We start from the raw sequence: 25,751 nt of genomic DNA, 5'->3' as shown, positions 1-25,751 counted from the left end.
GTCAGATCCCCGCCCCCGTGCGCCGCAGCACCCGCAGCGAGTCCGTCGCCGACACCTCGGTGAAGGCGCCGGACGCCAGCGCCCGCAGGTAGACGCGGTAGGGCGCCTGGCCGGTGAACTCGTCGGCCGGCTCGGGGAAGACGTCGTGGATGACCAGCAGGCCGCCGTCGGCGACGTGCGGGGCCCAGCCCTCGTAGTCGGCGCCGGCGTGCTCGTCGGTGTGGCCGCCGTCGACGAAGACGAGGGCGAGCGGGGTCTGCCAGACGGCCGCGACCTGCGGGGAGCGGCCGACCAGGGCGACGACGTGCTCCTCCAGACCGGCCCGGTACAGGGTGCGGCGGAAGGCGGGCAGGGTGTCCATCACGCCCAGCTCGGGGTCGACCGTGTCCGGGTCGTGGTAGTCCCAGCCCGGCTGCTGCTCCTCCGAGCCCCGGTGGTGGTCGACCGTGAGGGCGGTCACCCCGGCCGCGCGGGCCGCGTCGGCGAGCAGCAGCGTGGAGCGCCCGCAGTACGTGCCGACCTCCAGGAGCGGCAGCCCGAGCCGGCCGGCCTCCACCGCCGCCGCGTACAGGGCGAGGCCCTCGTGCGCGGGCATGAAGCCCTTCGCCTTCTCGAAGGCGGCGAGGGTCTTGGGGGCGGGGGAGGGGGTGCTGGGCATCGGGTTCCCTTCGGCGCGGCGGTGCGGGGGCTGAGCGGTGGTGCGGGGGCGCCCCATGCTGCCGCACTCCCCGCCGCAGGCTGCGACAGGGGGTGCGTACGAGACCGGCGCGGAGGTCAGGCCGAGACCGTCTCCCCGGGCAGCGACAGGTCCAGGTCCACCGGCCGCTCGGCGCCGTGGTGCACGGCGGAGTGGGCCAGCGGGCCGTGCCCGGCGGCGCGGGCGGCGAGGACGTAGGGGCCCTCGGCCGGGACCGGCAGGGTGTAGCCGCCGTCCCCGTCGGAGAGGGTGGCGCCCGCCTGGCGGCCGTGCCGGTCGATCAGCGTGACCTTGGCGCGGGCCACCGGCGCCCCGTCGGCGGCCAGCACCCGGCCGCGGAAGCCGCGCAGCGCCTCCTCGGCGCGGGCCAGGTTGGCGTCCTCCTCGCTGCTGGCGCGCAGCTGCGGCACCTGGGCCGGGCGGCGGCTGGGCAGGAAGAAGGCGAGGACCAGGCCGACGAAGACCGCGCCGGTGGCGATCAGGAAGGACACCCGGAAGCCGTGCATGGTCGGCAGGGCGACGCCGCCGCCCGCGTCCTGGGCGGTGTTGGCCAGCACCATGCCGATGACGGCGCTCGACACGGACGTACCGATGGACCGCATCAGGGTGTTCAGGCCGTTGGCCGCGCCGGTCTCCGAGGCCGGGACGGCGCCGATGATCAGGGCGGGCAGCGAGGAGTAGGCGAGGCCGATGCCGGCGCCGAGCAGCACCGAGGTGATGACCGTCTGCCAGGCGGCGTCCATCAGGCCGAGCCCGCCGCCGTAGCCGATCGCGATGACCAGCAGGCCGATGATCAGCGTGGTGCGCGGGCCGTAGCGGGCGGACAGGCGGGCGTAGACGGGGGCGGTGAACATCATCGTCAGGCCGAGCGGGGCCACGCACAGACCGGCCACGACCATCGACTGGCCGAGGCCGTAGCCGGTGGCGCTGGGCACCTGGAGGAGCTGCGGCAGGACGAGCGAGACGACGTAGAAGGAGACGCCGACCATGATCGAGGCGAGGTTGGTGAGCAGCACCTCGCGGCGGGCGGTGGTGCGCAGGTCGACCAGCGGGGCGGCCACGCGCAGCTCCATCAGGCCCCACAGGACGAGGACCACGGCGGCGGCGCCGAACAGGCCCAGCGTGGTGCCCGAGGACCAGCCCCAGTCGCTGCCCTTGGTGATCGGCAGCAGGAAGAGGACGAGGCCCGCCGACAGGCCGAGCGCGCCCGGCAGGTCGAAGCTGCCCTTGGCGCGCAGCGGCGACTCGGGCACGACGGCGAGGGTGAGCGCGATGGCGAGCGCGCCGAGGCCGGCGGCGCCGTAGAACAGGGCGTGCCAGTCGGCGTGCTGCGCGACGAGCGCGGCGGCGGGCAGGGCCAGGCCGCCGCCGACGCCGATGGAGGAGCTCATCAGCGCCATCGCCGAGCCGAGCTTCTCGCGGGGCAGCATGTCGCGCATCAGGCCGATGCCGAGGGGTATCGCGCCCATGGCGAAGCCCTGGAGGGTGCGGCCGACGATCATCGGGAGCAGAGCGTCGGTGAGGGCGCTCAGCAGGGCGCCGACGACCATCACGGAGAGGCTGAGGACCAGCATCCGGCGCTTGCCGTACAGGTCACCGAGGCGGCCCATGATCGGGGTGGCCACGGCTCCGGAGAGGAGCGTGGAGGTCAGCACCCAGGTGGCGTTGCTGGGGGTGGTGTCCAGGAGCTGCGGCAGGTCCTTGATCACCGGGACGAGCAGGGTCTGCATCACCGCGACGACGATGCCCGCGAAGGCGAGCACCGGCACCACTGCTCCGCTCGCTCGCCGGGCGGGTTCGTCGGTCGTCGTGTGGCTCATTGAGAGGGGCCTCCAGGCCGGAAGTAGGAGCCAGGTAAGTGGTGGGTGAACCTCGTACGCCGGGGCGACTATTCCGTTGCTTTGAGCCGCTAACGAATTCTTGACCTTCTCTTGGCCCGGGCCGGGTCCTGGGCCGATGGGCCGATGGTCCTGGGCCGATATGCCCATGCAAGGGGCGCTGCGGGCCTGCGACCATGACACGTATGCCCGAAGCAACCAGCACCGCCCGCACCACCCCCGTCCGCGCCGCCGCCACCCCCCGCCGCACCCCGCCCACCTGGCTGGTGGTCGCGCTCGCCTGCGCCGGGCAGTTCCTCGTCGTGCTCGACGTCTCCGTAGTGAATACCGCGCTGCCCTCGATGCGCGCCGGACTCGGCCTCGACGGGCAGGGCCTGCAGTGGGTGGTCAACGCCTACGCCATCGCCTTCGCCGGCTTCATGCTGCTCGGCGGCCGGGCCGGCGACCTCTACGGGCGCAAGCGGATGTTCCTGGTCGGGCTCGGGCTCTTCACGCTGGCCTCGCTGGGCGGCGGCCTCGCCCAGGACGGCTGGCAGCTGCTGCTCGCGCGGGCCGTGCAGGGCCTGGGCGCGGCGGTCCTCGCCCCCTCGACGCTGACACTGCTGACCGCGGCCGTCCCCGAGGGCGCGGCGCGGGCCCGGGCCATCGCGACCTGGACCGCGGTGGGCGCGGGCGGCGGCGCGGCGGGCGGCCTGGTCGGCGGCCTGCTGGTGGACACCCTCTCCTGGCGCTGGGTGCTGCTGATCAACGTGCCGGTCGGCGCCGTGGTGCTGCTCGGCAGCGCCCTGTGGCTCCGGGAGAGCCGGGCCGGCGGGCGCAGCCGCCTCGACCTGTGGGGCGCGCTCCTGGTCACGGCCGGCCTGGCCGTCCTCGCCTACGGCATCACGCACGCGGAGTCCGCCGGCTGGTCGGCGCCCGGCACGCTGGTGCCGCTGGTGGCCGGGCCCGCGCTGCTCGCGCTCTTCCTCGCCGTCGAGGCCCGCACGGCGGCCCCGCTGATGCCGCCGGCGCTGCTGCGGATCAGGTCGGTGGCCTCGGCGAACGTGGCGATGCTGGTCTGCGGCTCGGCGATGTTCTCGATGTGGTTCTTCATGACCCTCTACGCGCAGAACGTGCTGGGCTACTCCCCGCTGAAGGCCGGCCTCGCACTGGTGCCCAGCTCCCTGGCGGTGCTGCTCGGCTCCAAGTCGGCCCCGCGCCTGATGCCCCGGTTCGGCGCGCGCAACGTCGCGGCCGGGGGCACGCTGATCGCCGCGGTGGGCTTCGGCTGGCAGTCCACGATGACGGCGGACGGCGGCTACGTCACCGCGATCATGATCCCGGGCATGCTGATGATGCTGGGCGCGGGCTTCGCGGCGACCCCGCTGGCGTCGCTGGCCACCTCCGGTGCGGCCCCCGGGGACGCCGGGCTGGTCTCCGGGCTCGTCAACACCTCCCGCACGATGGGCGGTTCGCTGGGCCTCGCGGTCATGTCGACCCTCGCGGCGGCCCGCTCCGGCGGCGAGGACGCCGGTCCGGTGGCCCTGACGGAGGGGTACGCGCTGGTGTTCCGCACCGGGGCGGCGGTGCTGGTCGCGGGCGCGGTGCTGATGTGGGCGTGGCTGCCCGCGGCGAAGGCCGCCCCGCTCACGGCGGGCGCCGGGCGGCGCTGACGGGCCGGGCCCCGGGTACGCGGCGGCCCCGCCCACCGGACGCGGTGAGCGGGGCCGTACGTCGCGTGGGTCGGAGAGCGTCAGGCCGCGGCCTCCGCCTCCCCGGTCTCGCCGGCCGGCTTGCGGTGGCGACCGCGCGGGGTCACCGCGCCGTCCCCGCCGCCCACCGGGCCCCGGTGCCTGCCGTGTCCGGCGTCGGACTCCTCGACGGCGGCACCGTCGGCGACGTGGGCACCGTCGGCCTGTCCTGGCTGGGTCGTGCTGGCGTCGTTCATCGGAAGGAACTCACCCCGTCAACATCATCTTCTCAACAGCCGGGCGAGTCTAACCGGCACACCTCGGGTCGAATCCAGGCGGTCACGCCGACCGGCACTACTTCGTCACAAGTCGCCCCAGCGGCGCCTGTTGCAGGGGTACGGGGCGGGGTGCGGCCGGGGGCTCCGCCACGGGGACGTCCGCCGGCCCCGCCGCGGGGACGGTCGCCGGCTCGTCCTCCTCCGGCACCCCCGCCGACCGCGCCAGCCCGCACGGCGTCCGCTCCGTCGCGTACGGCAGCAGCAGCTCGCCCTCCGGCGTCCACAGTCCGGCGCCCGCCAGCCACCCCTCCGGCGCGAGCAGGTGCCGCACCCGGCGTCCGGCCGGGCGCCACACCCCGACCCAGCTGCCGAACGCCCCGTCGAGCCGCAGCGCCACCCCGCACCGCTCCGGCGTCAGCACCTGCCCCGGCTGGATCGCGAACGGCGTCACCGCGCACTCCGGCAGCCGCAGGCACTCCGGGAAGCGCACCGGCAGCGTGCCGCCGAGCACCCCCCAGCCGAGCCGGGGCTCCCCGGGTGAGGGCGCGTCGGAGTGGACCAGGACGAGGCCGCTGTCCGGGTCGGCAAGGAGCACCCGGTCGTCGCTGTCCTCCGCGATCTGGAGCAGCGGGGACACCTCGCCGCCCCGCGCCAGGTCCACCACCACGGCCTTGGTGCGCCCCTCGGCCTCCCGGTCCAGGGCGAGCATCCGCCCCGCCCGGTCCAGCCACGCCCCTCCCGAGCAGCGCCCCGGGACCACCGCGAGGTGCTCGGGCCCGAAGGCGCCGCCCGCCACCAGCCACAGCGCCGACGAACGCGGGCCGACGGCGAGGGCGTACGCCCGCTCACCGCCCGGCACCGGCGGCAGCAGCCGCAGCCGCACGGTCTCGTCCGGGCACTCGACCGAGCCGAGCGGCAGCTCGCCGGTGCCGGGCCCGGTCGGATACAGCAGCGAGAACAGGTGCCGCCCGCCCGCCACCCGGTGCACCAGCACCCGCCCGTCGCCCATCGGCTGCACCTCGGTGCCGGGCTCCTCGGGCTGGCCGCCGGCCAGCGCCACCGCGTACGGCTCGGGGCCGGCCAGGGTCCAGCGCTCCGGGTAGCGGTTCCCGTCACCGTCGCCGGTGAGGCGCGCGGCGTACCCGCCGTCCGCGCCGATGGTGCAGGCCGCCCGCGGGCCCTCCGTGTCCCCGGCGCCCGCCGAGGGCTCGATCGCACACGCCGTCATCGTTCGGTCACCTCCCGCCACGACGGTAGGTATCGCACGCACGGGCGGGTGACGGAGGACCGCGCCCCTCACCCGTACGGGTGGTGCGGGAACGATTCGGCGGGGCGGCCGGGGCGAGGTGTGCTGGGGCCCGCGGGGGCGTGCGCGGGCCGTGCACCGGGCGGTGCGGGGGCGCGGAACGGCCAGGTAGCCTTGCCTCCGTGCCCCGTCTGTCAGAAGTCATCGCCGCGCTGGAGAACCTGTGGCCCGCCGGGCGGGCCGAGTCCTGGGACGCGGTCGGCACCGTCACGGGCGACCCCGACCAGGAGGTCTCCCGGGTCCTGTTCGCCGTGGACCCGGTACGGGAGATCGCCGACGAGGCGGTGAAGCTCGGCGCCGATCTGCTCGTCACCCACCACCCGCTGTACCTGCGCGGCACGACGACGGTCGCCGCGGCCACGCCCAAGGGCCGCGTGGTGCACACCCTGATCAAGCACGACATCGCGCTGCACGTCGCGCACACCAACGCGGACACCGCAGAGCCCGGCGTCTCCGACGCCCTGGCGGGCGCCCTCGGCCTGCGCGTCGTAGGGCCCCTGGTGCCGGACGCGGGCGACCCCGAGGGCCGCCGCGGCCTCGGCCGGATCTGCGCTCTCGACCACCCGCTGACCCTGCGCGAGTTCGCCGCCCGCGCCGCCGAGCGGCTGCCCGCCACCGCGCAGGGCGTCCGGGTCGCCGGCGACCCGGAGGCGGTGCTGCGCACGGTCGCCGTCAGCGGCGGCTCCGGCGACGGCCTCTTCGACCAGGTCCGCGCGGCCGGCGTCGACGCCTTCCTCACCGCGGACCTGCGCCACCACCCGGCGTCCGAGGCCCGCGAGCAGGCGCCCCTGGCGCTGCTCGACGCGGCGCACTGGGCCACCGAGTGGCCCTGGTGCGAGCAGGCCGCGGCCCAGCTCGACGAGATCTCCGACCGCGAGGGATGGGACCTGCGCGTCCACGTCTCCCGGACGGTCACCGACCCCTGGACCGCCCACGCGGCGTCCACCACCCCCGACGACGCGTCCGTGTACGCGTCCGACCCGACAGCAGGAGCCCCCAACTGAACGCCGCGCCCGCCGACCAGATCCGCCTCCTGGACGTCCAGGCCCTCGACCTGCGCCTGACGCAGCTCGCGCACAAGCGCAGGTCCCTGCCCGAGCACGCCGAGATCGAGTCGCTGACCCGGGACCACGCCCAGCTGCGCGACCTGCTCGTCGCCGCGCAGACCGAGGAGAGCGACACCGCGCGCGAGCAGACCAAGGCCGAGCAGGACGTGGACCAGGTGCGCCAGCGCGCCGTCCGCGACCAGACGCGCCTGGACTCCGGTGCCGTCACCTCCCCGAAGGACCTGGAGAACCTCCAGCGCGAGATCGCCTCCCTCGCCAAGCGGCAGGGCGACCTGGAGGACGTCGTCCTGGAGGTCATGGAGCGCCGCGAGTCCGCCCAGGAGCGGGCCGCCGAGCTGACCGAGCGGGTCGGCGCGGTGCAGGGCAAGATCGACGACGCCACCGCGCGCCGCGACGCGGCCGTGGCCGATCTGGACCGCGAGGCGGCCTCGGTCACCAAGGACCGCGAGGTCGTGGCCGGGTCGGTCCCGGCGGACCTGCTCAAGCTGTACGACAAGCTGCGCGAGCAGCAGGGCGGGGTCGGCGCGGCCAAGCTGTACCAGCGCGCCTGCCAGGGCTGCCGCCAGGAGCTGGCGATCACCGAGCTGAGCGAGATCCGCTCGGCGGCGCCGGACACGGTGGTGCGCTGCGAGAACTGCCGCCGCATCCTGGTGCGCACGGCCGACTCCGGGCTGTAGGGCCTTCCGATGGCCTCCGCCGTGCGGGAATTGGTCGTCGAGGCCGACGGCGGCTCGCGGGGCAACCCCGGTCCGGCCGGCTACGGCGCGGTGGTGCGCGACGCGGCCACCGGGCAGACCCTGGCCGAGACCGCCGAGTACCTGGGCGTGGCCACGAACAACGTCGCCGAGTACCGGGGCCTGCTGGCCGGCCTGCGCGCCGCGCGCGAGCTGGACCCCGGGGCGGCGGTGCACGTCCGGATGGACTCCAAGCTCGTGGTCGAGCAGATGTCGGGCCGCTGGAAGATCAAGCACCCCGGCATGAAGCCGCTGGCGGCGGAGGCGGCGGGCGTCTTCCCGCCGGACCGCGTGACGTACGAGTGGATCCCGCGCGCCGAGAACAAGCACGCGGACCGGCTGGCGAACGAGGCGATGGACGCGGGGGCGCGGGGGGAGGCGTGGTCGGCGTCGGGGTCGACGGCGGAGCTGGACGCCGGCGGGGGTTCCCGTACGGGGTCGGCGGACGCGCGGGCCACTGGGGCCCGGTCTGCGGCGGAGCCCCTGCGAGAGGTGTCGGCCGAGGTGGGGGACGACCCTGCCGGCGCCCGCGCGGGGGCGTCTCGTACGGGGGCCGCGGATGCGCGGGCCGCCAAGGCCGTGGCCGCCACGGCGACCGCCCCGGCCTCAGTGGCCGCTCCCGCGTCGGCGACCGCCCCGGCCTCAGTGGCCGCTCCCGCGTCGGCGACCGCCCCGGCCTCAGTGGCCGCTCCCGCCGCACCTGGCTGGGGTCCGCCCGACATGGGCGCCCCCGCCACCTTCGTCCTGCTGCGGCACGGCGAGACCCCGCTGACCCCGCAGAAGCGGTTCTCCGGGAGCGGCGGCAGCGACCCGGCCCTGTCGGCGGTGGGCCGGGAGCAGGCGGCGCGCGTCGCCGAGAGCCTGGCAAGGCGCGGCACGGTGCAGGCGATCGTCTCCTCGCCGCTGGCCCGTACCCGGGAGACCGCCGGCGTCGTCGCGGCCCGCCTCGGTCTTGAGGTGGCCGTCGACGAGGGCCTGCGCGAGACGGACTTCGGCGCCTGGGAGGGGCTGACCTTCGCCGAGGTGCGCGAACGCCACCCCGAGGACCTGGACGCCTGGCTGGCCTCGCCGGACGCCCGACCCACCGGCGGCGGCGAGAGCTTCGCGGCGACCGGCGCCCGGGTCGCCGCCGCGCGGGACCGCCTGGTGGCGGCGTACGCGGGCCGCACCGTACTCCTGGTCTCCCACGTGACGCCGATCAAGACCCTGATCCGCCTCGCCCTCGGCGCCCCGCCCGAGTCGCTGTTCCGCATGGAGCTGTCGGCGGCGTCGCTCTCGGCGGTCGCGCATTACGCGGACGGCGGCGCCAGCCTCCGCCTGTTCAACGACACGTCCCACCTGCGCTGAGCGCCGCCGCCTCGCGGGCCAGCGCCTCGACGCGCGCCCAGTCCCGGTCGGCGATCGCGTCCTTCGGCAGCATCCAACTGCCGCCCACGCAACCGACGTTGGGCAGCGCGAGGTACTCCGGCGCGGAGGCCGGCCCGATGCCGCCGGTCGGGCAGAAACGGGCCTGGGGGAGCGGGGCGGCGAGCGCCTTGAGGTAGGCGGTGCCGCCGGCGGCCTCGGCGGGGAAGAACTTCATCTCCCGCACGCCGCGCTCCAGCAGCGCCACCACCTCCGACGTGGTCGACACCCCCGGCAGGAACGGCACCCCGGACGCCCGCATGGCCTCCAGCAGCGACTCCGTCCACCCGGGGCTGACCAGGAACCGCGCCCCGGCCGCGATCACGTCCCGCACCTGCTCCGGGGTGATGAGCGTCCCCGCGCCGACCACGGCACCCGGCACTTCCCCGGCAATGGCCCGGATGGCGTCCACCGCGACCGGCGTCCGCAGCGTCACCTCGATGGCGGGCAGACCGCCGGCGACGAGGGCGCGGGCGAGCGGTACGGCGTCGGCGAGGTCGTCCACGACGACGACGGGCACGACGGGGGCGATCTCGAGGACGGAGGGGGCCGGGGGCAGCGCGGAGGTCATGGGCACATCGTGCCGGGCGCGAGCATCCTGCGCAAAGCCCGTTGCATCGCGCGCAACGGAGGCCGCCTCAGTGCACGTCCTCCACCAGCACGTCCAGCGCCCACGGCTGCCCACCCCGCCGGGTCGGCGCCGCCGCCTCCACCACGTATCCGAGGTCCCGCAGCGCCTCGACCAGCTCCGCCGGCCCCGCGGGCGCGCTCCCGGAGGTGAGCAGGCTCCGGACGATCCGCCCCTTGGTGGCCTTGTTGAAGTGGCTGACCACCTTCCGCGTCGGCGCGTGCAGCACCCGTACGCTCGCCGTCCGCCCGGCGACCTCCCCCTTGGGCCGCCAGGCGGTCGCGTAGGCCGCCGACCGCAGATCGAGCACCAGCCCGCTCCCGGCCACCTCGGGCAGCACCTCGGCCATCGGCTCCCGCCAGAACGCCCCGAGCGCACCGAGGCCGGGCAGCTTCACACCCATCGAGCACCGGTAGGAGGGAATCCGGTCGGTCACCCGCACCGCCCCCCACAGCCCGGAGAAGACGAGCAGCGACCGGGCGGCCCGCCGCTTGGCCCCCGCGTCCAGCGAGGCCAGCCCCAAGGCGTCGTAGAGCACGCCGGTGTAGACCTCCCCGGCCGGCCGCGCCCCCGCCTCCCGCAGCCCGGCGTTCTTGGCGACCTCCCCGCGCAGCCCCTCGCTCAGCCCGAGCACCTCGCGGGCCTTCTCCTCGTCCCCGGCGCACAGCTCGACCAGCTCCCCGAGCACGGTCTCCCGGGCGGACGCGAGCCCCGGCAGCGACAGGGCCTCCGGCTTCAGCGGGGCACCCCGCCCGGACGACGCCTTACCCTCCGACGGCGGCAGCAGGACCAGCACACGTACTCCTCGTTCTCCGACTCCCGGCTCAGGGTACGGCGTGCCGCGCGGCGGCCCCGACCGCCCGTACCAGCCCGTCGGGGTCGTCGGCGTGGCAGCGCACGACGGTGACGGTGCGAGGCCGTCCGAGCAGGGAGACGTGGGTGACGGGCTCGGCGAGTTCGAGAGTGACGGACGTCTGCGCCCCCACGGCCAGCTCCAGCGCGCCGTCACCGGGCCGCTGTGAGGTGCGCAGCTCCCGCCGTACGGAGGCGATGTGCGCGAGCGGTATCCGTACGTCGGCGTGCACGGCCCGGCGCAGGCGCAGCGTGCCGGCGTCCAGCAGGTGCGGGTGCGTGACGGCCGCGGCGTACATCCCGGCGACGGAGAGGAGGGCGTACAGATCGAGCCCGAGCACGAGGCCGTGCGCGACGGGCCACCGCCGCAGCAGCAGGGCCATCATGACGGTCTCGACCAGGCACACGAACCCGAGCCCGAAGGCCATGGCCCCCTGCCCCCGGGCATACCCGAAGCGGCCGGGCCCGCCCCTCGGCGTCCGCCGCAGCCCCCACGCGGCCACACTCCCCAGCACCCGCGCCTCGTGCCGCAGGAGCCGGCCGAGAACCCTCACGCCCGCGGCCCTCGCGAGACGATGCGCACGGCCTCCCGGACGGCCTCGGCCTGGGCGGGCGCGAAGTCGTCGTAGAAGATCCGCAGGAATCCGTCCTCGGCCCGGTTCGCCGCGTCGTTCCCGGCGTCGTTCCCGGACACGAGCTGAGCGGGCACGCACGCGGCGAGCAACCGGGCGGCCTCGGCGACGCGCGGGTCCGCGGGCGGTGCGTCGACGAGGGCGTCGAGGAGCGCGTAGGCCCGCCGGGCCCGGTCGGCCGCGCCCGGCTCGGCGTAGGCGGCGCGCAGAGCGTCCAGCAGCCGCGCCCGCCCCTCCTCCGATGAGGTGCTCTCCACCAGCGCGAGCAGTTCCCGGTCCCGGGCGGCCATGGGGGAGCCGCCGGCCCCGGGGAGCAACGCGGCCAGCTCGGGCGACACCGGCCCGTCGGCGCTCAGCGCTCCCTCCGCGTCCAACAGCGTCCGCAGCCGCGCCCGCCGCTCCCGTATCGCCGCCTCCTGCCGCGCCAGATCGGCGTCCAGCTCCTCGACGACCTCGACCAGATCCTTCCCGGCGTCGCGACGCAACACGTCCCGCACCTCGGGGAGCCCGAGCCCCAGCTCCGTCAGCCGCCGGATCCGGGCCAGCACGACGACGTGCCGCAGGGTGTACGTCCGGTACCCGTTGGCCAGCCGCCCGGGCTCGGCCAGCAGCCCCTCGTGGTGGTAGTGCCGCACGGCCCGCGTGGTGACGCCGACGGTGGCGGCGAGTTCTCCGATCCGCATGGGGTCAGTGAAGACGTTGACGGTGCGGCAAGGTCAAGGGGGCCGCCTCCTACACGATCGAGCGAACGACCCCCTTCACACCGGCCGGGCGCTCGCCGGTGCCCCACGCTGGCGGAATGACCGCGGACATCCTCCTGGAGGGGTTCCTGGCCCTCGGCACACCGGAGGGCTTCCGAGCCCAGCTGATCGAGGGGGAGATCGTCGTGACGCCGCCGCCGGCGCCTCTACCGGGGCGCGGACATCTGGATGCCCTCCGACGGCGTCTCCCTGGTCCTTCAGGTGACCCCGGCCAGGCCGCAGGTGGACCGCGAGACCGGTCGCCGCCGCTGCTACGCCGGTGCGCAGATCCCCGCCTACCTCCTCGACCCCGTCCCCCTCCCGGAACCCTTCGCCTTCGACCTGGACACCGGCGACTTTCTCTGAGCCCGGGCCGGTACCATGGTCCACACGGCAGACGAGCCGGGCGGACGGTCGCGTGGGGTCCCTTCGGGGGCCTCCCGAGGAACGTCCGGGCTCCACAGGGCAGGGTGATGGCTAACGGCCACCCGGGGTGACCCGCGGGACAGTGCCACAGAAAACAGACCGCCGGGGATCTCGATCCTCGGTAAGGGTGAAACGGTGGTGTAAGAGACCACCAGTGCCCAGGGCGACCTGGGCAGCTAGGTAAACCCCACCCGGAGCAAGGTCAAGAAGGGGACACCCCGGTGTCCCTGCGCGGATGTTCGAGGGCGGCCCGCCCGAGTCCGCGGGTAGACCGCTGGAGGCCGGCGGCAACGCCGGCCCTAGATGGATGACCGTCACCGGAAGGCCCGCGAGGGCCCCCGGGACAGAACCCGGCGTACAGCCCGACTCGTCTGCCGCTCGGCTCTTCGAGCTGACCGTAGCGGGACTCAGCCCCACGTCGCCCTCGGCGCCCTCGGCGCCCTAAATGATGTGCGCCCGTTCCCGGCCCCGGGCTACCGTCGCACCGTTGCCGCAACGGGGGGAGGACCCGATGACCAGGCTCAATCAGATCGTCGCCGTCGAGAAGGGCGTCAAGAGCAAGGCGCTGCAGGATGTGAACCAGGCGCACGCGAAGGTGGGCAAGGGGGCTCTGCTCGCCGGGATCTCGCGGACGTACCAGCCGAAGGACGAGGAGGGCGAGCAGCTGCCGCCCGAGTCCACTCGGGTGCAGGTGCGGGCGGAGGACGTGCTGCGCGAGATGGCCGCCTCGCTGACCCGGCTGTTCGACGTGACCGCCACCAAGGACTGGGCGAACTGCGCGGCCCGCGCGGACGTCGCGGTGGACGGGCGGACCGTCGTCGCCGACGTGCCGGTGAGCTACCTGCTCTTCCTGGAGAAGCAGCTCGGCGAGGTGCACGCCTTCGTGCGCAAGCTGCCCACCCTGGACAGCGCCGAGTCCTGGTCCCCGGACCCGTCCACCGACTGGTGGAAGACCGACCCCGTGCGCACCATCCGGACCAAGAAGGTGCCGCGCAACCACGTCAAGGCCGAGGCCACGGAGAAGCACCCGGCGCAGGTCGAGGTGTACTACGAGGACGTGCCGATCGGGTACTGGACGACCGTCAAGTTCTCCGGCGCGCTTCCGGCGCGACGGGTGAACGAGCTGGTGGAGCGGGTCGAGAAGCTCCAGCAGGCAGTGAAGTTCGCCCGCGAGGAGGCCAACGGCGGCGAGGTCGCCGACCAGCGGGTCGGGGACGCGGTGTTCGGGTACCTGTTCGGCTGACGTCCCCCTCATGAAACGCCCCCGCGTGCGAGCGCGGGGGTGCGCGAAAGGCGCGGGCCGGGATGAGGACCGGTTCGCGCGCGGAGCGCAAGCTGAAACTGAACGTCAGACTGATGGGCTCGCGGGGCGCGAAGACGTCCGCGGCCCGGCAATCTCAGACTCTCGCTCCAGCTTCAGCATCGCCACCGATCGCCGGAGCGACCCGGCCGGACGAGCGCCGTCGGATGCGAGTTCGACTCTCGCCTGCACCTCTCGTGGTGCGGTAGTTCAAAGGCAGAACGCGGCGGCATGACGACTGATCCGGTCTCTCGAAACGCCTCCGGCGTGCGTGTGCGGGTGGCATCCCCAGGGGCCCGGGAGCTGGATACGCCTCCCGGGTCCCGTCACCCACCCGACCCCGACCCCCGGAGCGGCCCCGGCCGGCCGGTCACCCCGGCCGCTCAGTCGAACAGCGACTCCTGCCGCTCCTCCGCCGCCCGCCGCACCCGCCGGTTCCGGCCGCCCACGACCGCCGCCGTGCCCGCCGCCGTCGCCGCCAGGGCCGCCGGGACCATCCAGGCGCGGTTGACCGTGTGGCCGAGGGCGTGGTCCAGAGAGAGGCGGCCCGGGCCCGCGACCGCGAGGGCGGTGGACGTCAGGGCCAGGTAGGCGGCGTACTCGTAGCCGCCGGACTGGGCGAAGAAGCCGTTCGGCGTGTGCACCGCCGCCGCGCCCGCCATCCCGCCGGCCGCCGCCGCGCCCGCGGCCGGGGTGGCCAGGCCCAGGGCGAGCAGCAGCCCGCCGCCGGCCTCCGCGGCGCCCGCCGCGATCGCGCTGGCCCGGCCCGGCGTGTAGCCGATGGACTCCATGAACTGGCCGGTCCCCTCGATGCCGTGGCCGCCGAACCACCCGAGCAGCTTCTGCGCGCCGTGCGCGGCGAGGACACCTCCCGTGCCCAGACGGAGTAGCAGCAGACCGAGATCGCGGCGGTCGAAACAGGACATGTCGGCTCCTTCGGTGGACGGCGGCGGCAGCACCCGACGACGGCGGCACCCGACGGCGACGGCAGCATCCTCCGTCCACCGTCCCACCGCCCGCTGCCCGGCGACATCCCACGGGCGCGCGCCGGACGCCGTTCGGGTGGCGGGCCCCCGCGGCCGGTGTGACGCTGACCCGCATGACGATTCAGCCGACCCGACTCAGCGACCCGGCCGTCCGCGCCTTCGTCGCCGCCGTCAACGCGCACGACCGCGACGCCTTCCTCGCCACCCTCGCCCCGGACGCCACCATGGCCGACGACGGCGACGACCGGGACCTCGCCCAGTGGATCGACCAGGAGATCTTCTCCTCCAACGGCCACCTGGAGGTCGACCGCGAGTCGAACGGCGGGCGCGCCCTCGTCGCCCGCTACCGCAACGACGCCTGGGGCGAGATGCGCACCCGCTGGGACTTCACCGTCGACGAGGACGGCCGCATCGCCCGCTTCGAGACCGGGCAGGCGTAGGCGTAGGCACGGGCGTAGGCGTATGTGTAGGCGGACGGTGGTCAGGGGCGGAAATGTGGCAGCCGTTCCGCCCCGCCGGTGAGTTCCCCCCCCACCCGGCGGAGCCGAACGGCTGCCGTCCCCCCTCGACATGGCTCGGCACGGCCGGGCGCGGCTCGCGAAGAGTCGTCGAAGACCGGTGCTGTACGTGTGAAGCTCCGGTGAAGGAAAGTTGAGCACACCTCACCCGCCAGCCGCAATAGGGCGGATCATCGAATTCCGCTCGTGCGCGTGACCTTTCGGGCTCAGCCGCGCCCCACATACGGCATCGCCGTCGCCAGCACCGTCGCGAACTGCACGTTGGCCTCCAGCGGCAGCTCCGCCATGTGCCGCACGGTGCGCGCGACGTCGGCCACGTCCATGACGGGCTCGGGCGCCACCTCGCCGCCGGCCTGGAGCGCGCCCGCCTCCATCGCCGCGGTCATGTCGGTGGCCGCGTTGCCGATGTCGATCTGGCCGACCGCGATGCGGTACGGACGGCCGTCCAGGGAGAGGGACTTGGTGAGGCCGGTCAGCGCGTGCTTGGTCGCCGTGTAGGCCACCGAGTGCGGGCGGGGGGTGTGCGCGGAGATCGAGCCGTTGTTGATGATCCGGCCGCCTTGCGGGTCCTGCTCCTTCATCTGCCGGTACGCCGCCTGCGCGCACAGGAACGCCCCGTTGAGGTTGGTGTCCACCACGTGCCGCCACGCCGCGTAGTCGAGGTCCTCGACCGGCACGCCGCCCGGGCCGAAGGTGCCGGCGTTGTTGAAGAGCAGGTCCAGGCGGCCGAAGCGGTCCCGTACGGCGGTGAACAGGGCGCGTACGTCGTCCGGTTGTGACACGTCGGCCTGGACGACGAGCGTGTCGCCGTACGGGACCAGGGCGGCCGTCTCCTCCAGGGCCGCCACGCGGCGGCCGGCCAGGGCCAGCGACCAGCCGGCGCCGAGGAGTTCGGCGGCCACCGCCCGGCCGATGCCCGATCCGGCGCCGGTGATCAGCGCCACCGGCCTGCCCTGGTCCCGCGCCTCTTCCGTGCCGCCGGTCGCGTCCGCGGTTGTCTCGGTGTTCATGGGGCCGCAGCGTACGCGTCGCCGATCATGCGGAACTCACCCATCCGACATGCGGTCGCCATGTCCGCGCCAAGCCCGAGTCGTCCCCCGCCGGTCGAATGCTCCGTGCACCCAGCGCGCCGCCCGCCACCGCGGCGCCACCGCAAGGGGAGGACCGGATGACCACCGCTCACGACCGCACCCCGCACGCGACCGAACTCCGCGCCGCCGCCCGGCACCTGGGCCGCAGGCGCTTCCTGACCGTCACCGGCGCCGCCGCCGCGCTCGCCTTCTCCGTCAACCTGCCGGCCGCCGGCACCGCGAGCGCCGCCGAGCTGGACACGGCCCGGCTCGACGCCGACCCCTTCACCCTCGGCGTCGCCTCCGGCGACCCGCTGCCCGACTCGGTCCTGCTCTGGACCCGGCTGGCCCCCGTGCCCTACCAGGCCGACGGCGGGCTGCCCGCCAAACGCGTCGACGTCCGCTGGGAACTCGCCCTGGACGAGCGCTTCCGCCGGATCGTCCGGCGCGGCTGGGACACCGCCCACCCCGAGTTCCAGCACACCGTGCACGTCGAGGTCGGCCACCTCGACCCCGGGCGGGAGTACTACTACCGCTTCCGCGCGGGCAGTTGGGTCAGCCCCGTCGGCCGCACCCGCACCGCGCCCGACCCGTCGAGCCGCACCCGCGAGCTGAGCCTCGCCCTGGTCTCCTGCCAGAAGTACGACGAGGGGTACTACACGGCGTACCGGCACCTGGCGCAGGACGACGTGGACGTCGTCTTCCACCTCGGCGACTACCTCTACGAGTACCCGGTGAACGCCACCGGCGGCTCCCGCGCCTACCCCGGGGGCACCCTGCCCGCCCTGTTCAACCACGAGACGACGACGCTGGAGGACTACCGCCTGCGGTACGCCCTCTACAAGTCCGACCCCGACCTGCGGGCCGCGCACGCCGCGCACCCCTTCGTCGTCACCTGGGACGACCACGAGACCGAGAACAACTACGCCGACGACGTCCCCGAGGACGGGGGCCCCGCCGAGGAGTTCCTGATCCGCCGGGCCGCCGCCTACCGGGCCTACTGGGAGAACATGCCGCTGCGCCGCCCCCAGCTCCCCGACGGCCCCGACCTCAAGCTCTACCGCCGCCTGCACTGGGGCCGGCTGGCCCAGTTCGACGTGCTCGACACCCGCCAGTACCGCTCCGACCAGGCGTACGGCGACGGCTGGCAGTTCCCCGGCCCGGAGTCCGAGGACCCGAGGCGCACGCTCACCGGCGACGCGCAGGAGCGCTGGCTGATCAACGGCTGGCGGCGCTCCGACGCGCTGTGGAACGTGGTGCCGCAGCAGGTGACCTTCGCGCTGCGCAACCAGAACAGCGCCGTGCCCGCCAAGCTCTCCATGGACTCCTGGGACGGCTACCCGGCCTCCCGTGACCGGATCATGGCCGGCGCGCGGGCCGCCGGGGTGGAGAACCTGATGGTCCTCACCGGCGACGTGCACGTGCACTACGGCTTCGACATCAAGCGGGACTTCGCCGACCCCGACTCCCCGACCGTGGGCACCGAGATCGTCACGACCTCCATCGCCACCGGCAAGGACGGCTCGGCCAGGCCGTCCAACTACGACGACCTCACCGCCGCCAACCCGCACCTGAGGTTCTACAACGGGCTGCGCGGCTACGCGACGGTGCGGCTCGGCCGGGACCAGGCGCGCGCCGACTTCAAGACGGTCTCCCGCGTGACCGTGCCGGGCGCGCCGCTCACCGTCTCCGGCTCCTTCGTGACGGAGGTGGGGGAGCCCGGCCTCAAGCCGGCGTGAGGAGGGCGGCCCCCTCACCGGGTCCGTCACCGGGCCCCTCACCGACCCCCTCGCCCGCCCGTCCGTCGCTCTCGCCGGGGTAGCGGACGCCGATCCGGTCCCGTACCGCGTCCAGCGTCCGCATCACGGCGAGCGTGGAGTCCAGCGGGACCAGCGGGGACTCCTTCTCCCCGGCGCGCAGCGCCCGCATCACCTCCCGGGCCTCGTGCCTGAGGCTGGCCCGGGGCCCGTCCGCCGGGTCGGCCGCGAACTCCTCCGGGTCGCGGCCGGCCCGGTGCAGCACGAAGCGCTCCGGGAAGAAGAAGCCGTCCGGCACGTCGATCCGGCCCGCCGAGCCGGTGACCGAGGCGGCGTTCGGGGTGGCGCCGACGATGGAGCAGTGCACCGAGGCGAGAGCGCCGCTCTCGTACGAGAGCACGGCACCGGTCTGGAGATCAACGCCCTCCTCCGAGAGCACCGCTCGCGCCACCACGTCCGCCGGCTCCCCGAGCAGCAGGTGCGCGAAGGACACCGGGTACACCCCCAGGTCGAGCAGCGCCCCGCCGCCCTGCGCCGGATCCCGCAGCCGGTGCGCGGCGGGGAAGGGCCCCGCGAGCCCGAAGTCGGCCTGCACGCTGCGCACCTCGCCGACCGCGCCGTCCGCCACCAGTGCCGCGAGGCGGCGCACCAGCGGATGGCAGTACATCCACATGGCCTCCATCAGGAAGCTCCCGCGCGCGCGGGCCAGCGCGACCAGCTCCTCCGCCTCCCGCACGTTCAGCGTGAACGGCTTCTCGCACAGCACGTTCCGTCCCGCCTCCAGGCAGAGCCCGGCCGCCGCGCGGTGCGCCGCGTGCGGGGTGGCGACGTACACCACGTCGACCTCCTCGTCCGCGGCCAGCGACGCCCAGTCGCCGTAGGCCCGCGCCACCCCGAAGCGGTCGGCGAAGGCCCGCGCCGACGCCTCCGACCGCGAGGCGACCGCCACCACCTCCGCGTCCGGCAGATCGACCAGATCCGCCGCGAACGTCGCCGCCATCCCGCCGGTCGCCAGAATTCCCCAGCGCACCCTCTGCTCGGCCACCGCTGCCCCGCCCTCGCCCTGTTCGGTCGTGTTCGTTTCCGCCCGTACGAGCTGAGAGCATAGGGGCCGGATCCGAACGAGAGGGAGGGGCACATGCCCGAGCGCGGGCCGTCCATGTCGGCCACGGAGACTCACGCGGACGCGTCCGGGGCCGCGGCCGCACACGCCGTGCCGGCCGCCGCCGCCCGGCGCACGGGGCTCCTGGTCACCCTGCTGCTCGGCGGCCTGACCGCCACGCCGCCGCTGGCCATGGACATGTACCTGCCCTCCCTGCCCGAGGTCACCCGGTCCCTGCACGCGCCCGCCGCGACCGTGCAGCTCACGCTCACCGCCTGCCTGGCCGGCATGGCGCTCGGCCAGCTCGTGGTCGGGCCGATGAGCGACAAGTGGGGCCGCCGCCGGCCCCTGCTCAGCGGCCTCGCCGTCTACGTCCTCGCCACCGCCCTGTGCGCCTTCGCGCCCACCGTGGAACTCCTCGTCGCCTTCCGCCTCGCGCAGGGCCTCGCCGGGGCCGCCGGGATCGTCATCGCGCGGGCCGTCGTCCGCGACCTGTACGACGGCATGGCCATGGCCCGCTTCTTCTCCACCCTGATGCTGATCTCCGGTGTCGCCCCGGTCGTCGCGCCGCTGATCGGCGGGCAGATCCTCCGGGTGACGGACTGGCGCGGGGTGTTCGCCGTGCTCACCGTGGTCGGGGTGCTGCTCGGCGCGCTGGTCTGGGCGCGGCTGCCGGAGACACTGGCGCCCGGGCAGCGGCACGCGGGCGGGGCCCGCGAGACCGTGCGGGCGATGCGCGGGCTGCTCGCCGACCGGGCGTTCACCGGGTACATGCTGGCGGGCGGCTTCGCCTTCGCCGCGCTGTTCGCCTACATCTCGGCGTCCCCCTTCGTCGTCCAGGAGATCTACGGCGCCTCCCCGCAGACCTTCAGCCTGCTCTTCGGCCTCAACTCCATCGGCCTGGTCGCGGTCGGGCAGCTCAACGGCAAGGTGCTGGTCGGCCGGGTCCCGCTGGAGCGGGTGCTCGGCGTCGGGCTGCTGATCGTCATCGCCGCCGCGAGCGCGCTGTTGCTGATGGCGCTCGGCGTGTTCGGGGACGTGGGGCTCGCGCCGGTCGCCGCCGCGCTGTTCGTGCTGATGTCCGCGATGGGCATCAGCCTGCCCAACACCCAGGCGCTCGCCCTGATGCGGGTGCGGACCTCGGCGGGTTCGGCGTCCGCGCTGCTCGGCACGTCCTCGTTCCTCATCGGCGCCGTCGCCTCCCCGCTGGTCGGCGTCGCGGGGGAGGACACCGCGCTGCCGATGGCGCTCGTGCAGCTGACGGCGGCGGTGGTGGCGCTGGGCTGCTTCGCGGCGCTGTGCCGCCCGCGGCGGGGCCGCCCCGGGACGGGGACCGGGTCAGGAACGGCCTCGGGCGTCCCGTCCGGCACCACGGCCGACCCTGCGTGCACCCCGTCCGGCACCCCGGCCGGTGCCACGTCCGGCACCCCGGCCGACGCCGCCTCTGGTACCCCGGCCGCCCCCGGCACCCCGGAGGGAGCGGAGCACTGAGCACCCCCAGACTGCGCAACGACACCCCCGAACGGGCCGGCCTCGACCCCGCGCAACTGCGCCGGGTCGTGGAGGACGTGCACGCCCTCACCTCCGGGGCGGACCCCTGGGCGGCCGGCGCGGTGGTGGCCGTCGGGCGCGGGCCCGTGCTGGCGGTGGAGGAGGCCGCGGGCTGGGCGGTGCGCTACGCCTCCTACGACCCGCGCACCGGCCGGGGCGTGGAGCTGCCGGCCGGCTCCCGGGTGCCGATGACCGCCGGCACCCCCTTCGACCTGGCCTCGCTGACCAAGCTGTTCACCGCGGTCGCCGCCGTGCAGCAGATCGAGCGGGGCACGCTGGGCATCGACGCCGCGGTCGGCGCGTACCTGCCGGACTTCCGGGGCGCCGCCGCCCACGGCGTCACCGTGCGCCAACTCCTCACGCACACCTCGGGACTGCGCCCCGAACTCCCGCTCTACGACTACGCCGACGACGCCGCCCGCCTGGCCCGGCTGCGCGCCGAGCAGCCGGTCGGGGTGCCGGGCACGTACTGCTACTCCGACCTGAACATGCTGCTGCTCCAGCACCTCCTGGAACGCCTCACCGGCCGCACCCTCGACGTCCTCGTGCACGAGGGCATCACCCGCCCGCTGGGCATGACGGCCACCCGCTTCGGGCCCTGCCCGGGCGCCGCCGCGACGGAGGACCAGCGCCGGCCGTGGGCCAAGGCCGACCGGGGCATGCTGCGGGGCGTGGTGCACGACGAGAACGCCTGGGCGCTCGGCGGGGTGGCCGGGCACGCCGGGCTCTTCTCCACCGGCCGCGACCTGGCGATCTTCTGCCGGGCGCTGCTCGGCGGCGGCGCGTACGGGCCGGCGCGGATCCTCGGGTCCGACTTCGTCGAGCTGCTCTTCACCGAACCCGGCCTCGGATTCGCCCTGGACCAGCCCTGGTTCATGGGCGAACTGGCCGGCCGGGGCGCAGCGGGGCACACCGGCTTCACCGGCACGATGCTGGTCCTCGACCCCGCGACCGACACCTTCGCCGTCCTCCTGGCCAACACGGTCCACCCCTGCCGCCGCCCCCCGGACAACGGCCCGCGCGCGGCCCTGGGTACGCGGGTGGCCCGGGCGGTGCGGGCCATCTGAACCACCTAGCGGAGCCACCTCGTAGAATCGCCGGGTGAACGCCCCCGCCCCCGCCGCCTCCCCCGACGCCCTGCGCGCCGCCCTCGCCGAGCTGGTCGACGGGCTGCCGGCGCGGGAGGCCGGGCGGGCCGTGGAGCGGCTGATCGCCACCTACCGCGGGGCCACCCCGACCGACGCCCCGATCCTGCGGGACCGCGCCGACGTCGTCGCCTACGCCGCCTACCGCATGCCGGCCACCTTCGCGGCGGTGCGCGCGGCGCTCGGGGCGTTCGCGGACGCGGTGCCCGACTGGGCGCCCGGCAGCCACGTCGACATCGGCGGCGGCACCGGCGCGGCGACCTGGGCGGCCGGCGCCACCTGGGCCGGGGTCCGCCCGGTGACCGTGCTCGACTGGGCCGAGCCCGCGCTCGCCCTCGGCCGGGAGATCGCCGCCGCCGACCAGGCCCTGCGCGAGGTGCGCTGGCGGCGGGCGCGGATCGGCGCGGGCCTCGATGTGCCGGACACCGACCTCGTCACCGTCTCCTACGTCCTGAACGAACTCACCGCCCCCGACCGCGCCGCCCTCGTGGACGCCGCCGCGGGAGCCGCCCGCGCCGTGGTGATCGTCGAGGCCGGCACGCCGGACGGCTACGCCCGGGTGATCGAGGCCCGCGACCGCCTGATCGCGGCCGGCCTCCGCGTCGCCGCGCCCTGCCCGCACAGCGGCGCCTGCCCCATCGCGCCCGGCACGGACTGGTGCCACTTCGCCGCCCGCGTCAGCCGCTCCTCCCTGCACCGGCAGGTCAAGGGCGGGTCGCTGGCGTACGAGGACGAGAAGTTCAGCTACGTCGCCGCCACCCGCCTGCCCGCCGCCCCGGCCCCCTCGCGGGTGGTCCGGCGCCCGCAGATCCGCAAGGGCCAGGTCCTGCTCGACCTCTGCGAGCCCGACGAGCACCTCCGCCGCCGCACGGTCACCAAGCGCCACGGCGACCTGTACAAGGCCGCCCGCGACGCCGACTGGGGCGACCCGTGGCCGACGGCGACGGAGGACGGGGCCTAGGGCGTGTCCGCAAAGTCCCGCCTGCCGTGCGACGCCCGGCACGCACTCTCGCCGCACCGGCCGAACGCCCGCGTACAACCAGTACGCGGGCGTCCGCCCGGCACACCGAGAGCACGCACCGGACGCCGCGCGGCCCGCCCTGCGGGCGGACGACGGGACTTTGCGGACACGCCCTAGTCACGACGCCTCGGCGCCGGTGTTCCCCTTCTTCATCTCCCGTTCTTCCTGGAGCCTGCGCAGCAGCTCCCGCTTCTGGGCCTGCGGGCTCTGCCCGCCGCCGACCCGGCCGTCCGGCCCGCCGCCCCGCAGGGCGCTGCGGCCGAGGTTCCGGCGCGCGCCGCCGACGCCCAGCATGTTTCCCGCTCCACCTCGTGACATGAGGTCACTCCTCTTGATCGGTGCCCTGTATCAATACGAGACGGTTCGTCTCGCCCGCGATGTGACGACTCTCCAGCGAGACGGACCGTCTTGTCAAGGGGTTTCGTGCGGGGCCCGGTCGTCAGGCGAGACGGTACGTCTTGTCAGCCTGGTACATTCACGGCATGGCCTCACAGAAGACCGGCGCCGCCGCCCGGCCGCAGCCCGACGCCGCCCGCCGCAGCCAGCGCTCCCGCCGCGCCATCTACGACGCCGCCCTCGCCCTGGTCGCGGAGGTCGGCTACCCCAGGACCACCGTCGAGGGCATCGCCGCCCGGGCCGGCGTCGGCAAGCAGACCATCTACCGCTGGTGGTCCTCCAAGGCGGACGTGCTCCTGGAGGCGTTCCTCGACCTGTCCGAGCAGGCCGCCCGGGAGGCCGGGGGCGAGCCGTACGAGATCCCCGACACCGGCGACCTCGCCGCCGACCTCAAGAACGTCCTGCGCATGACCGTCGACCAGCTCCAGGACCCGAAGTTCTACGCGCCGTCCCGGGCGCTGGCCGCCGAGGGCATGGTGGACGAGCAGCTCGCCCGCAAGTGCGTGGCCGAGCTCATGGAGCCGCAGTTCCAGCTCTACGTCACCCGGCTGCGCGCCGCCCAGGACGCCGGCGACATGCGCGCCGACCTGGACCCGCGCATCGCCATGGAACTCTTCGTCTCGCCGCTCGCCCAGCGCTGGCTGCAGTTCACCGGGCCCCTCTCCTACGAGTACACCGACACCCTCGTCGACTACGCGCTGCACGGCCTCGCCCCCCGCTGACCGCGAAGCCGGATGGGCCGAAGCGGTCCTGACCAGGCAAATCCGTTCGTTTCCTGACCCCGCGCACGCGCGGCGGGTGCCGTAGGGCATGCTGGTGCGCACGACGGCGAGGCGAGGGGATAGATGAGCGCGGAGTTCGGCGGCGATCCCGGCAAGCAGGGCAAACTCTCCCGATGGCTGCGCGGACGCCGCCCGAAGGAGGCCGCCGGGGACGGCGGCCGGGAGGATCTGCTGCGCGCCGCCGCCGACGCGGGACTGCCGCTGGCACCCGCCGCGCACCCGGCCGGATACCGCTGCTCCTGCGACCGCGTCGGCTGTCCGACCCCCGCCCGGCACCCGGTCTCCTTCGCCTGGCAGACGCAGTCCACCGCCGACCGGGCCCAGATCGAGCGCTGGGCCCGGCACCAGCCGCAGGCCAACTTCATCACCGCCACCGGCATGGTGCACGACGTGCTGGACGTGCCCCTGGAGGTCGGCCGCGAGACGCTGCGCCGGCTGCTCGAGGCCGGGGTCGAGGTCGGCCCGGTCGCCGAGAGCGACGACGGGCGGCTGCTGTTCTTCACCCTCACCCGCGGCACCCCCGAGGACGAGGACGAGTGGTGGCCCTGCGAGCTGGACTGCCACCCCGAGACCATGGACGAGCACCCCGGCCTGCGCTGGCACTGCCGCGGCTCCTACGTCCTCGTCCCGCCGGCCCGGCTGCCCGGCGAGGACCGGGGCGTGCACTGGGTGCGCGGGCCCGAGCATCCGCTGCCCGACCCGCTGACCCTCCTGGAGACCCTCACCGACGCCTGCGCGCGGCACGCGGTCGAGGAGAACGACGGCCACCCCGCGGCGGCCTGGCCCTCGCGCCGCTGACCGGGTCCGCGGCCGGCGACGTGTGGCCCGGCGCTACTCGCCCTTCCCCGACGTCATCCCCTGCACCCGGCCGAGCACCGACACCCGCCCCGCCTCCCCGGCGCCCCGCGCCGGGTCCAGGGCGATCTCGTTGGAGACGAACTCCATCGTCAGGGACTGCTTGATCTCGCCCTCCGTCAGCGCCAGCACGTCGTCGCCCGGCGTCGGCACCGAGGCGCCGCGCGCGGCGGTCTGCTTCTCGTAGTGCCGGCTCGCGAAGAACACCAGCGCCCCGCCGTCCCGGGTGCGCAGTGCCAGGGGGGTCTGGTCGCCGCCGGTCAGCGGCTCGTCGATGTACTGCGAGACCAGGCCGGGCCGGGACGCCCGCCGTTCCCGCGCCTGCCGGAAGGCGCTGGTGTACGCGCCGTCGGCGAAGACCGTGCCGCCGCGCGTCAGACAGTCGGCGTACGCCTTGCTCAGGCCGCCCGGCGCGACCGCGAGGCCGGCCGCGTCCGCCGGGACGGCCTCGGCCCAGCCGTCCGCGTCGGTGCGGAAGTCGGGGACGTCGTCCGGGGCGGCCAGCGTCAGGTAGGCGGCCTGCCAGCGCGCGTCGGGGCCCGACCGGGTGAAGGCCAGCAGCCAGCGCCGGTCGCCGCCCTTGTTGCCCCGGGCGTCGGCGACGAACCAGCGCGGCCAGCCCGGCTTCTTCGGGATGGTGAACTCGGCGTCCGTCAGTGCGAGCGGCGTGTACGCCGGGTTGCCCCGCGGGTGGTTGGCGCGGCCCGCCCGCAGCCGCGCCTCGTCGATGGCGGCGAGGGCGCCGGTGGTGTGCTCGGCGTCGAGGGCGGGGTCGTAGGCCCTGTCGGCCGCGTTGTAGGCGGCGGTGAACTCCGTGAGGGCCCGGGCCGCCTCGGCGCGGGTGGCCGCCGGGATCAACTCCCGCTCGCCGTGCACCACGACGCACCCGCTCGCGGTGACCGACAGGGCGGTCACCGCCGTGGCTATCCGTGCGAGCCTGCGCGCCCTTCGCGGACCCCGGTCCCTGCTCATCGGCCTTCCTCCACCTTGCCCTTC

At 75.1% G+C, this 25,751-nt stretch carries 25 protein-coding genes, 1 other RNA gene and 1 pseudogene; 14 read left to right on the top strand and 13 right to left on the bottom strand.

Features of this window, described 5'->3' with window-relative positions; translation table 11 throughout:
• Position 1 precedes the first annotated feature (1 nt).
• The gene (locus ACGFZL_RS00630; protein ID WP_393687880.1) at positions 2-658 is read right to left on the bottom strand and encodes a class I SAM-dependent methyltransferase; all 657 of its coding nucleotides are present in this window, start codon (positions 656-658) and stop codon (positions 2-4) included.
• A 116-nt stretch (positions 659-774) separates the two neighbouring features.
• Positions 775-2,517 carry an MFS transporter gene (locus tag ACGFZL_RS00625; RefSeq protein WP_393687878.1) on the bottom strand — a complete coding sequence of 581 codons (1,743 nt, stop codon included), beginning with the start codon at positions 2,515-2,517 and terminating at the stop codon, positions 775-777.
• Positions 2,518-2,711: 194 nt separating this feature from the next.
• Here ACGFZL_RS00625 and ACGFZL_RS00620 point away from each other — a divergent pair, with 194 nt between their 5' ends.
• Entirely contained in the window at positions 2,712-4,187 is a 1,476-nt protein-coding gene (locus ACGFZL_RS00620) for an MFS transporter (protein ID WP_355166681.1), read from the top strand.
• Positions 4,188-4,267: 80 nt separating this feature from the next.
• Here the strand turns inward: ACGFZL_RS00620 and ACGFZL_RS00615 are convergent, their stop codons facing one another.
• Together ACGFZL_RS00615 and ACGFZL_RS00610 are read right to left on the bottom strand one after the other, a co-directional pair.
• Positions 4,268-4,462 (bottom strand): hypothetical protein, encoded by a 195-nt coding sequence (locus ACGFZL_RS00615; RefSeq protein ID WP_355166683.1) that lies wholly within the window; start codon positions 4,460-4,462, stop codon positions 4,268-4,270.
• A gap of 97 nt (positions 4,463-4,559) precedes the next feature.
• On the bottom strand, positions 4,560-5,711 hold the full coding sequence (locus ACGFZL_RS00610; protein WP_393687875.1) for a hypothetical protein: 1,152 nt from the start codon (positions 5,709-5,711) through the stop codon (positions 4,560-4,562).
• 200 nt (positions 5,712-5,911) lie between these two features.
• Between ACGFZL_RS00610 and ACGFZL_RS00605 the strand changes: the two genes are divergently transcribed.
• The 3 genes from ACGFZL_RS00605 to ACGFZL_RS00595 are packed head-to-tail and all read left to right on the top strand — an operon-like array spanning position 5,912 to position 8,937.
• Positions 5,912-6,793, top strand: a complete 882-nt coding sequence (locus ACGFZL_RS00605) for a Nif3-like dinuclear metal center hexameric protein (protein ID WP_393687873.1) — start codon at positions 5,912-5,914, stop codon at positions 6,791-6,793.
• Positions 6,790-7,533, top strand: a complete 744-nt coding sequence (locus ACGFZL_RS00600; RefSeq protein ID WP_355167176.1) for a C4-type zinc ribbon domain-containing protein — start codon at positions 6,790-6,792, stop codon at positions 7,531-7,533. Before ACGFZL_RS00605 ends, ACGFZL_RS00600 begins: the two co-directional genes overlap by 4 nt.
• Before the next feature lie 21 nt (positions 7,534-7,554).
• Positions 7,555-8,937, top strand: a complete 1,383-nt coding sequence (locus ACGFZL_RS00595; protein ID WP_393688637.1) for a bifunctional RNase H/acid phosphatase — start codon at positions 7,555-7,557, stop codon at positions 8,935-8,937.
• On the opposite strand, the gene eda is transcribed toward ACGFZL_RS00595, so the two are convergent.
• The 4 genes from eda to ACGFZL_RS00575 all read right to left on the bottom strand — a co-directional run bounded on the left by eda (position 8,912) and on the right by ACGFZL_RS00575 (position 11,789).
• Entirely contained in the window at positions 8,912-9,565 is a 654-nt protein-coding gene (gene eda / locus ACGFZL_RS00590; protein WP_355166689.1) for a bifunctional 4-hydroxy-2-oxoglutarate aldolase/2-dehydro-3-deoxy-phosphogluconate aldolase, read from the bottom strand. The genes ACGFZL_RS00595 and eda overlap by 26 nt on opposite strands.
• A 67-nt stretch (positions 9,566-9,632) precedes the next feature.
• Positions 9,633-10,418: a peroxide stress protein YaaA gene (yaaA, locus tag ACGFZL_RS00585; RefSeq protein WP_393687870.1), complete on the bottom strand. Its 786-nt coding sequence runs from the start codon at positions 10,416-10,418 to the stop codon at positions 9,633-9,635.
• A gap of 28 nt (positions 10,419-10,446) precedes the next feature.
• Positions 10,447-11,028, bottom strand: coding sequence for a hypothetical protein (locus tag ACGFZL_RS00580; RefSeq protein WP_393687868.1), 582 nt, complete (start codon positions 11,026-11,028; stop codon positions 10,447-10,449).
• Positions 11,025-11,789 carry a MerR family transcriptional regulator gene (locus ACGFZL_RS00575; protein ID WP_393687866.1) on the bottom strand — a complete coding sequence of 255 codons (765 nt, stop codon included), beginning with the start codon at positions 11,787-11,789 and terminating at the stop codon, positions 11,025-11,027. Before ACGFZL_RS00575 ends, ACGFZL_RS00580 begins: the two co-directional genes overlap by 4 nt.
• Positions 11,790-11,905: 116 nt before the next feature.
• Between ACGFZL_RS00575 and ACGFZL_RS00570 the strand changes: the two are divergent.
• The 3 genes and pseudogenes from ACGFZL_RS00570 (at position 11,906) to ACGFZL_RS00560 (ending at position 13,515) form a co-directional block, all read left to right on the top strand.
• Positions 11,906-12,212 (top strand): annotated as a pseudogene (locus ACGFZL_RS00570) (hypothetical protein).
• Between the two features lie 32 nt (positions 12,213-12,244).
• An RNA gene (rnpB, locus tag ACGFZL_RS00565) (RNase P RNA component class A) lies at positions 12,245-12,646 on the top strand.
• A gap of 137 nt (positions 12,647-12,783) precedes the next feature.
• Positions 12,784-13,515, top strand: coding sequence for a hypothetical protein (locus tag ACGFZL_RS00560; protein WP_355166699.1), 732 nt, complete (start codon positions 12,784-12,786; stop codon positions 13,513-13,515).
• Between the two features lie 440 nt (positions 13,516-13,955).
• On the opposite strand, the gene ACGFZL_RS00555 is transcribed toward ACGFZL_RS00560, so the two are convergent.
• Positions 13,956-14,498 carry a DoxX family membrane protein gene (locus ACGFZL_RS00555; protein ID WP_355166701.1) on the bottom strand — a complete coding sequence of 181 codons (543 nt, stop codon included), beginning with the start codon at positions 14,496-14,498 and terminating at the stop codon, positions 13,956-13,958.
• Between the two features lie 173 nt (positions 14,499-14,671).
• On the opposite strand from ACGFZL_RS00555, the gene ACGFZL_RS00550 reads away from it, so the two are divergent.
• The gene (locus ACGFZL_RS00550) at positions 14,672-14,998 is read left to right on the top strand and encodes a nuclear transport factor 2 family protein (RefSeq protein ID WP_355166703.1); all 327 of its coding nucleotides are present in this window, start codon (positions 14,672-14,674) and stop codon (positions 14,996-14,998) included.
• Positions 14,999-15,282: 284 nt separating this feature from the next.
• On the opposite strand, the gene ACGFZL_RS00545 is transcribed toward ACGFZL_RS00550, so the two are convergent.
• A complete protein-coding gene (locus ACGFZL_RS00545; protein ID WP_393687863.1) occupies positions 15,283-16,086 on the bottom strand; it encodes an SDR family oxidoreductase in 804 nt (267 codons plus the stop codon).
• Between the two features lie 158 nt (positions 16,087-16,244).
• On the opposite strand from ACGFZL_RS00545, the gene ACGFZL_RS00540 reads away from it, so the two are divergent.
• On the top strand, positions 16,245-17,885 hold the full coding sequence (locus tag ACGFZL_RS00540; RefSeq protein WP_393687861.1) for an alkaline phosphatase D family protein: 1,641 nt from the start codon (positions 16,245-16,247) through the stop codon (positions 17,883-17,885).
• On the opposite strand, the gene ACGFZL_RS00535 is transcribed toward ACGFZL_RS00540, so the two are convergent.
• A complete protein-coding gene (locus ACGFZL_RS00535; RefSeq protein WP_393687859.1) occupies positions 17,872-18,948 on the bottom strand; it encodes a Gfo/Idh/MocA family protein in 1,077 nt (358 codons plus the stop codon). The genes ACGFZL_RS00540 and ACGFZL_RS00535 overlap by 14 nt on opposite strands.
• A 93-nt stretch (positions 18,949-19,041) precedes the next feature.
• On the opposite strand from ACGFZL_RS00535, the gene ACGFZL_RS00530 reads away from it, so the two are divergent.
• Genes ACGFZL_RS00530 through ACGFZL_RS00520 form a run of 3 tightly spaced genes read left to right on the top strand, consistent with a single transcriptional unit; the run spans position 19,042 to position 22,662 of the window.
• On the top strand, positions 19,042-20,496 hold the full coding sequence (locus ACGFZL_RS00530) for a multidrug effflux MFS transporter (protein ID WP_393687857.1): 1,455 nt from the start codon (positions 19,042-19,044) through the stop codon (positions 20,494-20,496).
• An 11-nt stretch (positions 20,497-20,507) separates the two neighbouring features.
• Positions 20,508-21,623: a serine hydrolase domain-containing protein gene (locus tag ACGFZL_RS00525; RefSeq protein WP_393688635.1), complete on the top strand. Its 1,116-nt coding sequence runs from the start codon at positions 20,508-20,510 to the stop codon at positions 21,621-21,623.
• Positions 21,624-21,657: 34 nt separating this feature from the next.
• Positions 21,658-22,662: a small ribosomal subunit Rsm22 family protein gene (locus ACGFZL_RS00520; protein ID WP_393687855.1), complete on the top strand. Its 1,005-nt coding sequence runs from the start codon at positions 21,658-21,660 to the stop codon at positions 22,660-22,662.
• 177 nt (positions 22,663-22,839) lie between these two features.
• On the opposite strand, the gene ACGFZL_RS00515 is transcribed toward ACGFZL_RS00520, so the two are convergent.
• Positions 22,840-23,040, bottom strand: a complete 201-nt coding sequence (locus ACGFZL_RS00515; protein WP_393687853.1) for a DUF6243 family protein — start codon at positions 23,038-23,040, stop codon at positions 22,840-22,842.
• Between the two features lie 164 nt (positions 23,041-23,204).
• Between ACGFZL_RS00515 and ACGFZL_RS00510 the strand changes: the two genes are divergently transcribed.
• Positions 23,205-23,840: a TetR/AcrR family transcriptional regulator gene (locus ACGFZL_RS00510; protein ID WP_393687851.1), complete on the top strand. Its 636-nt coding sequence runs from the start codon at positions 23,205-23,207 to the stop codon at positions 23,838-23,840.
• Between the two features lie 123 nt (positions 23,841-23,963).
• On the top strand, positions 23,964-24,698 hold the full coding sequence (locus ACGFZL_RS00505; RefSeq protein ID WP_393687849.1) for a bifunctional DNA primase/polymerase: 735 nt from the start codon (positions 23,964-23,966) through the stop codon (positions 24,696-24,698).
• A gap of 33 nt (positions 24,699-24,731) precedes the next feature.
• On the opposite strand, the gene ACGFZL_RS00500 is transcribed toward ACGFZL_RS00505, so the two are convergent.
• Positions 24,732-25,727 (bottom strand): hypothetical protein, encoded by a 996-nt coding sequence (locus tag ACGFZL_RS00500; protein ID WP_393687847.1) that lies wholly within the window; start codon positions 25,725-25,727, stop codon positions 24,732-24,734.
• Positions 25,728-25,751 lie beyond the last annotated feature (24 nt).

The organism is Streptomyces sp. NPDC048182 (assembly GCF_043202555.1).
Taxonomy (GTDB): Bacteria; Actinomycetota; Actinomycetes; order Streptomycetales; family Streptomycetaceae; genus Streptomyces.
This window is presented reverse-complemented; position numbering and strand designations above follow the sequence as displayed.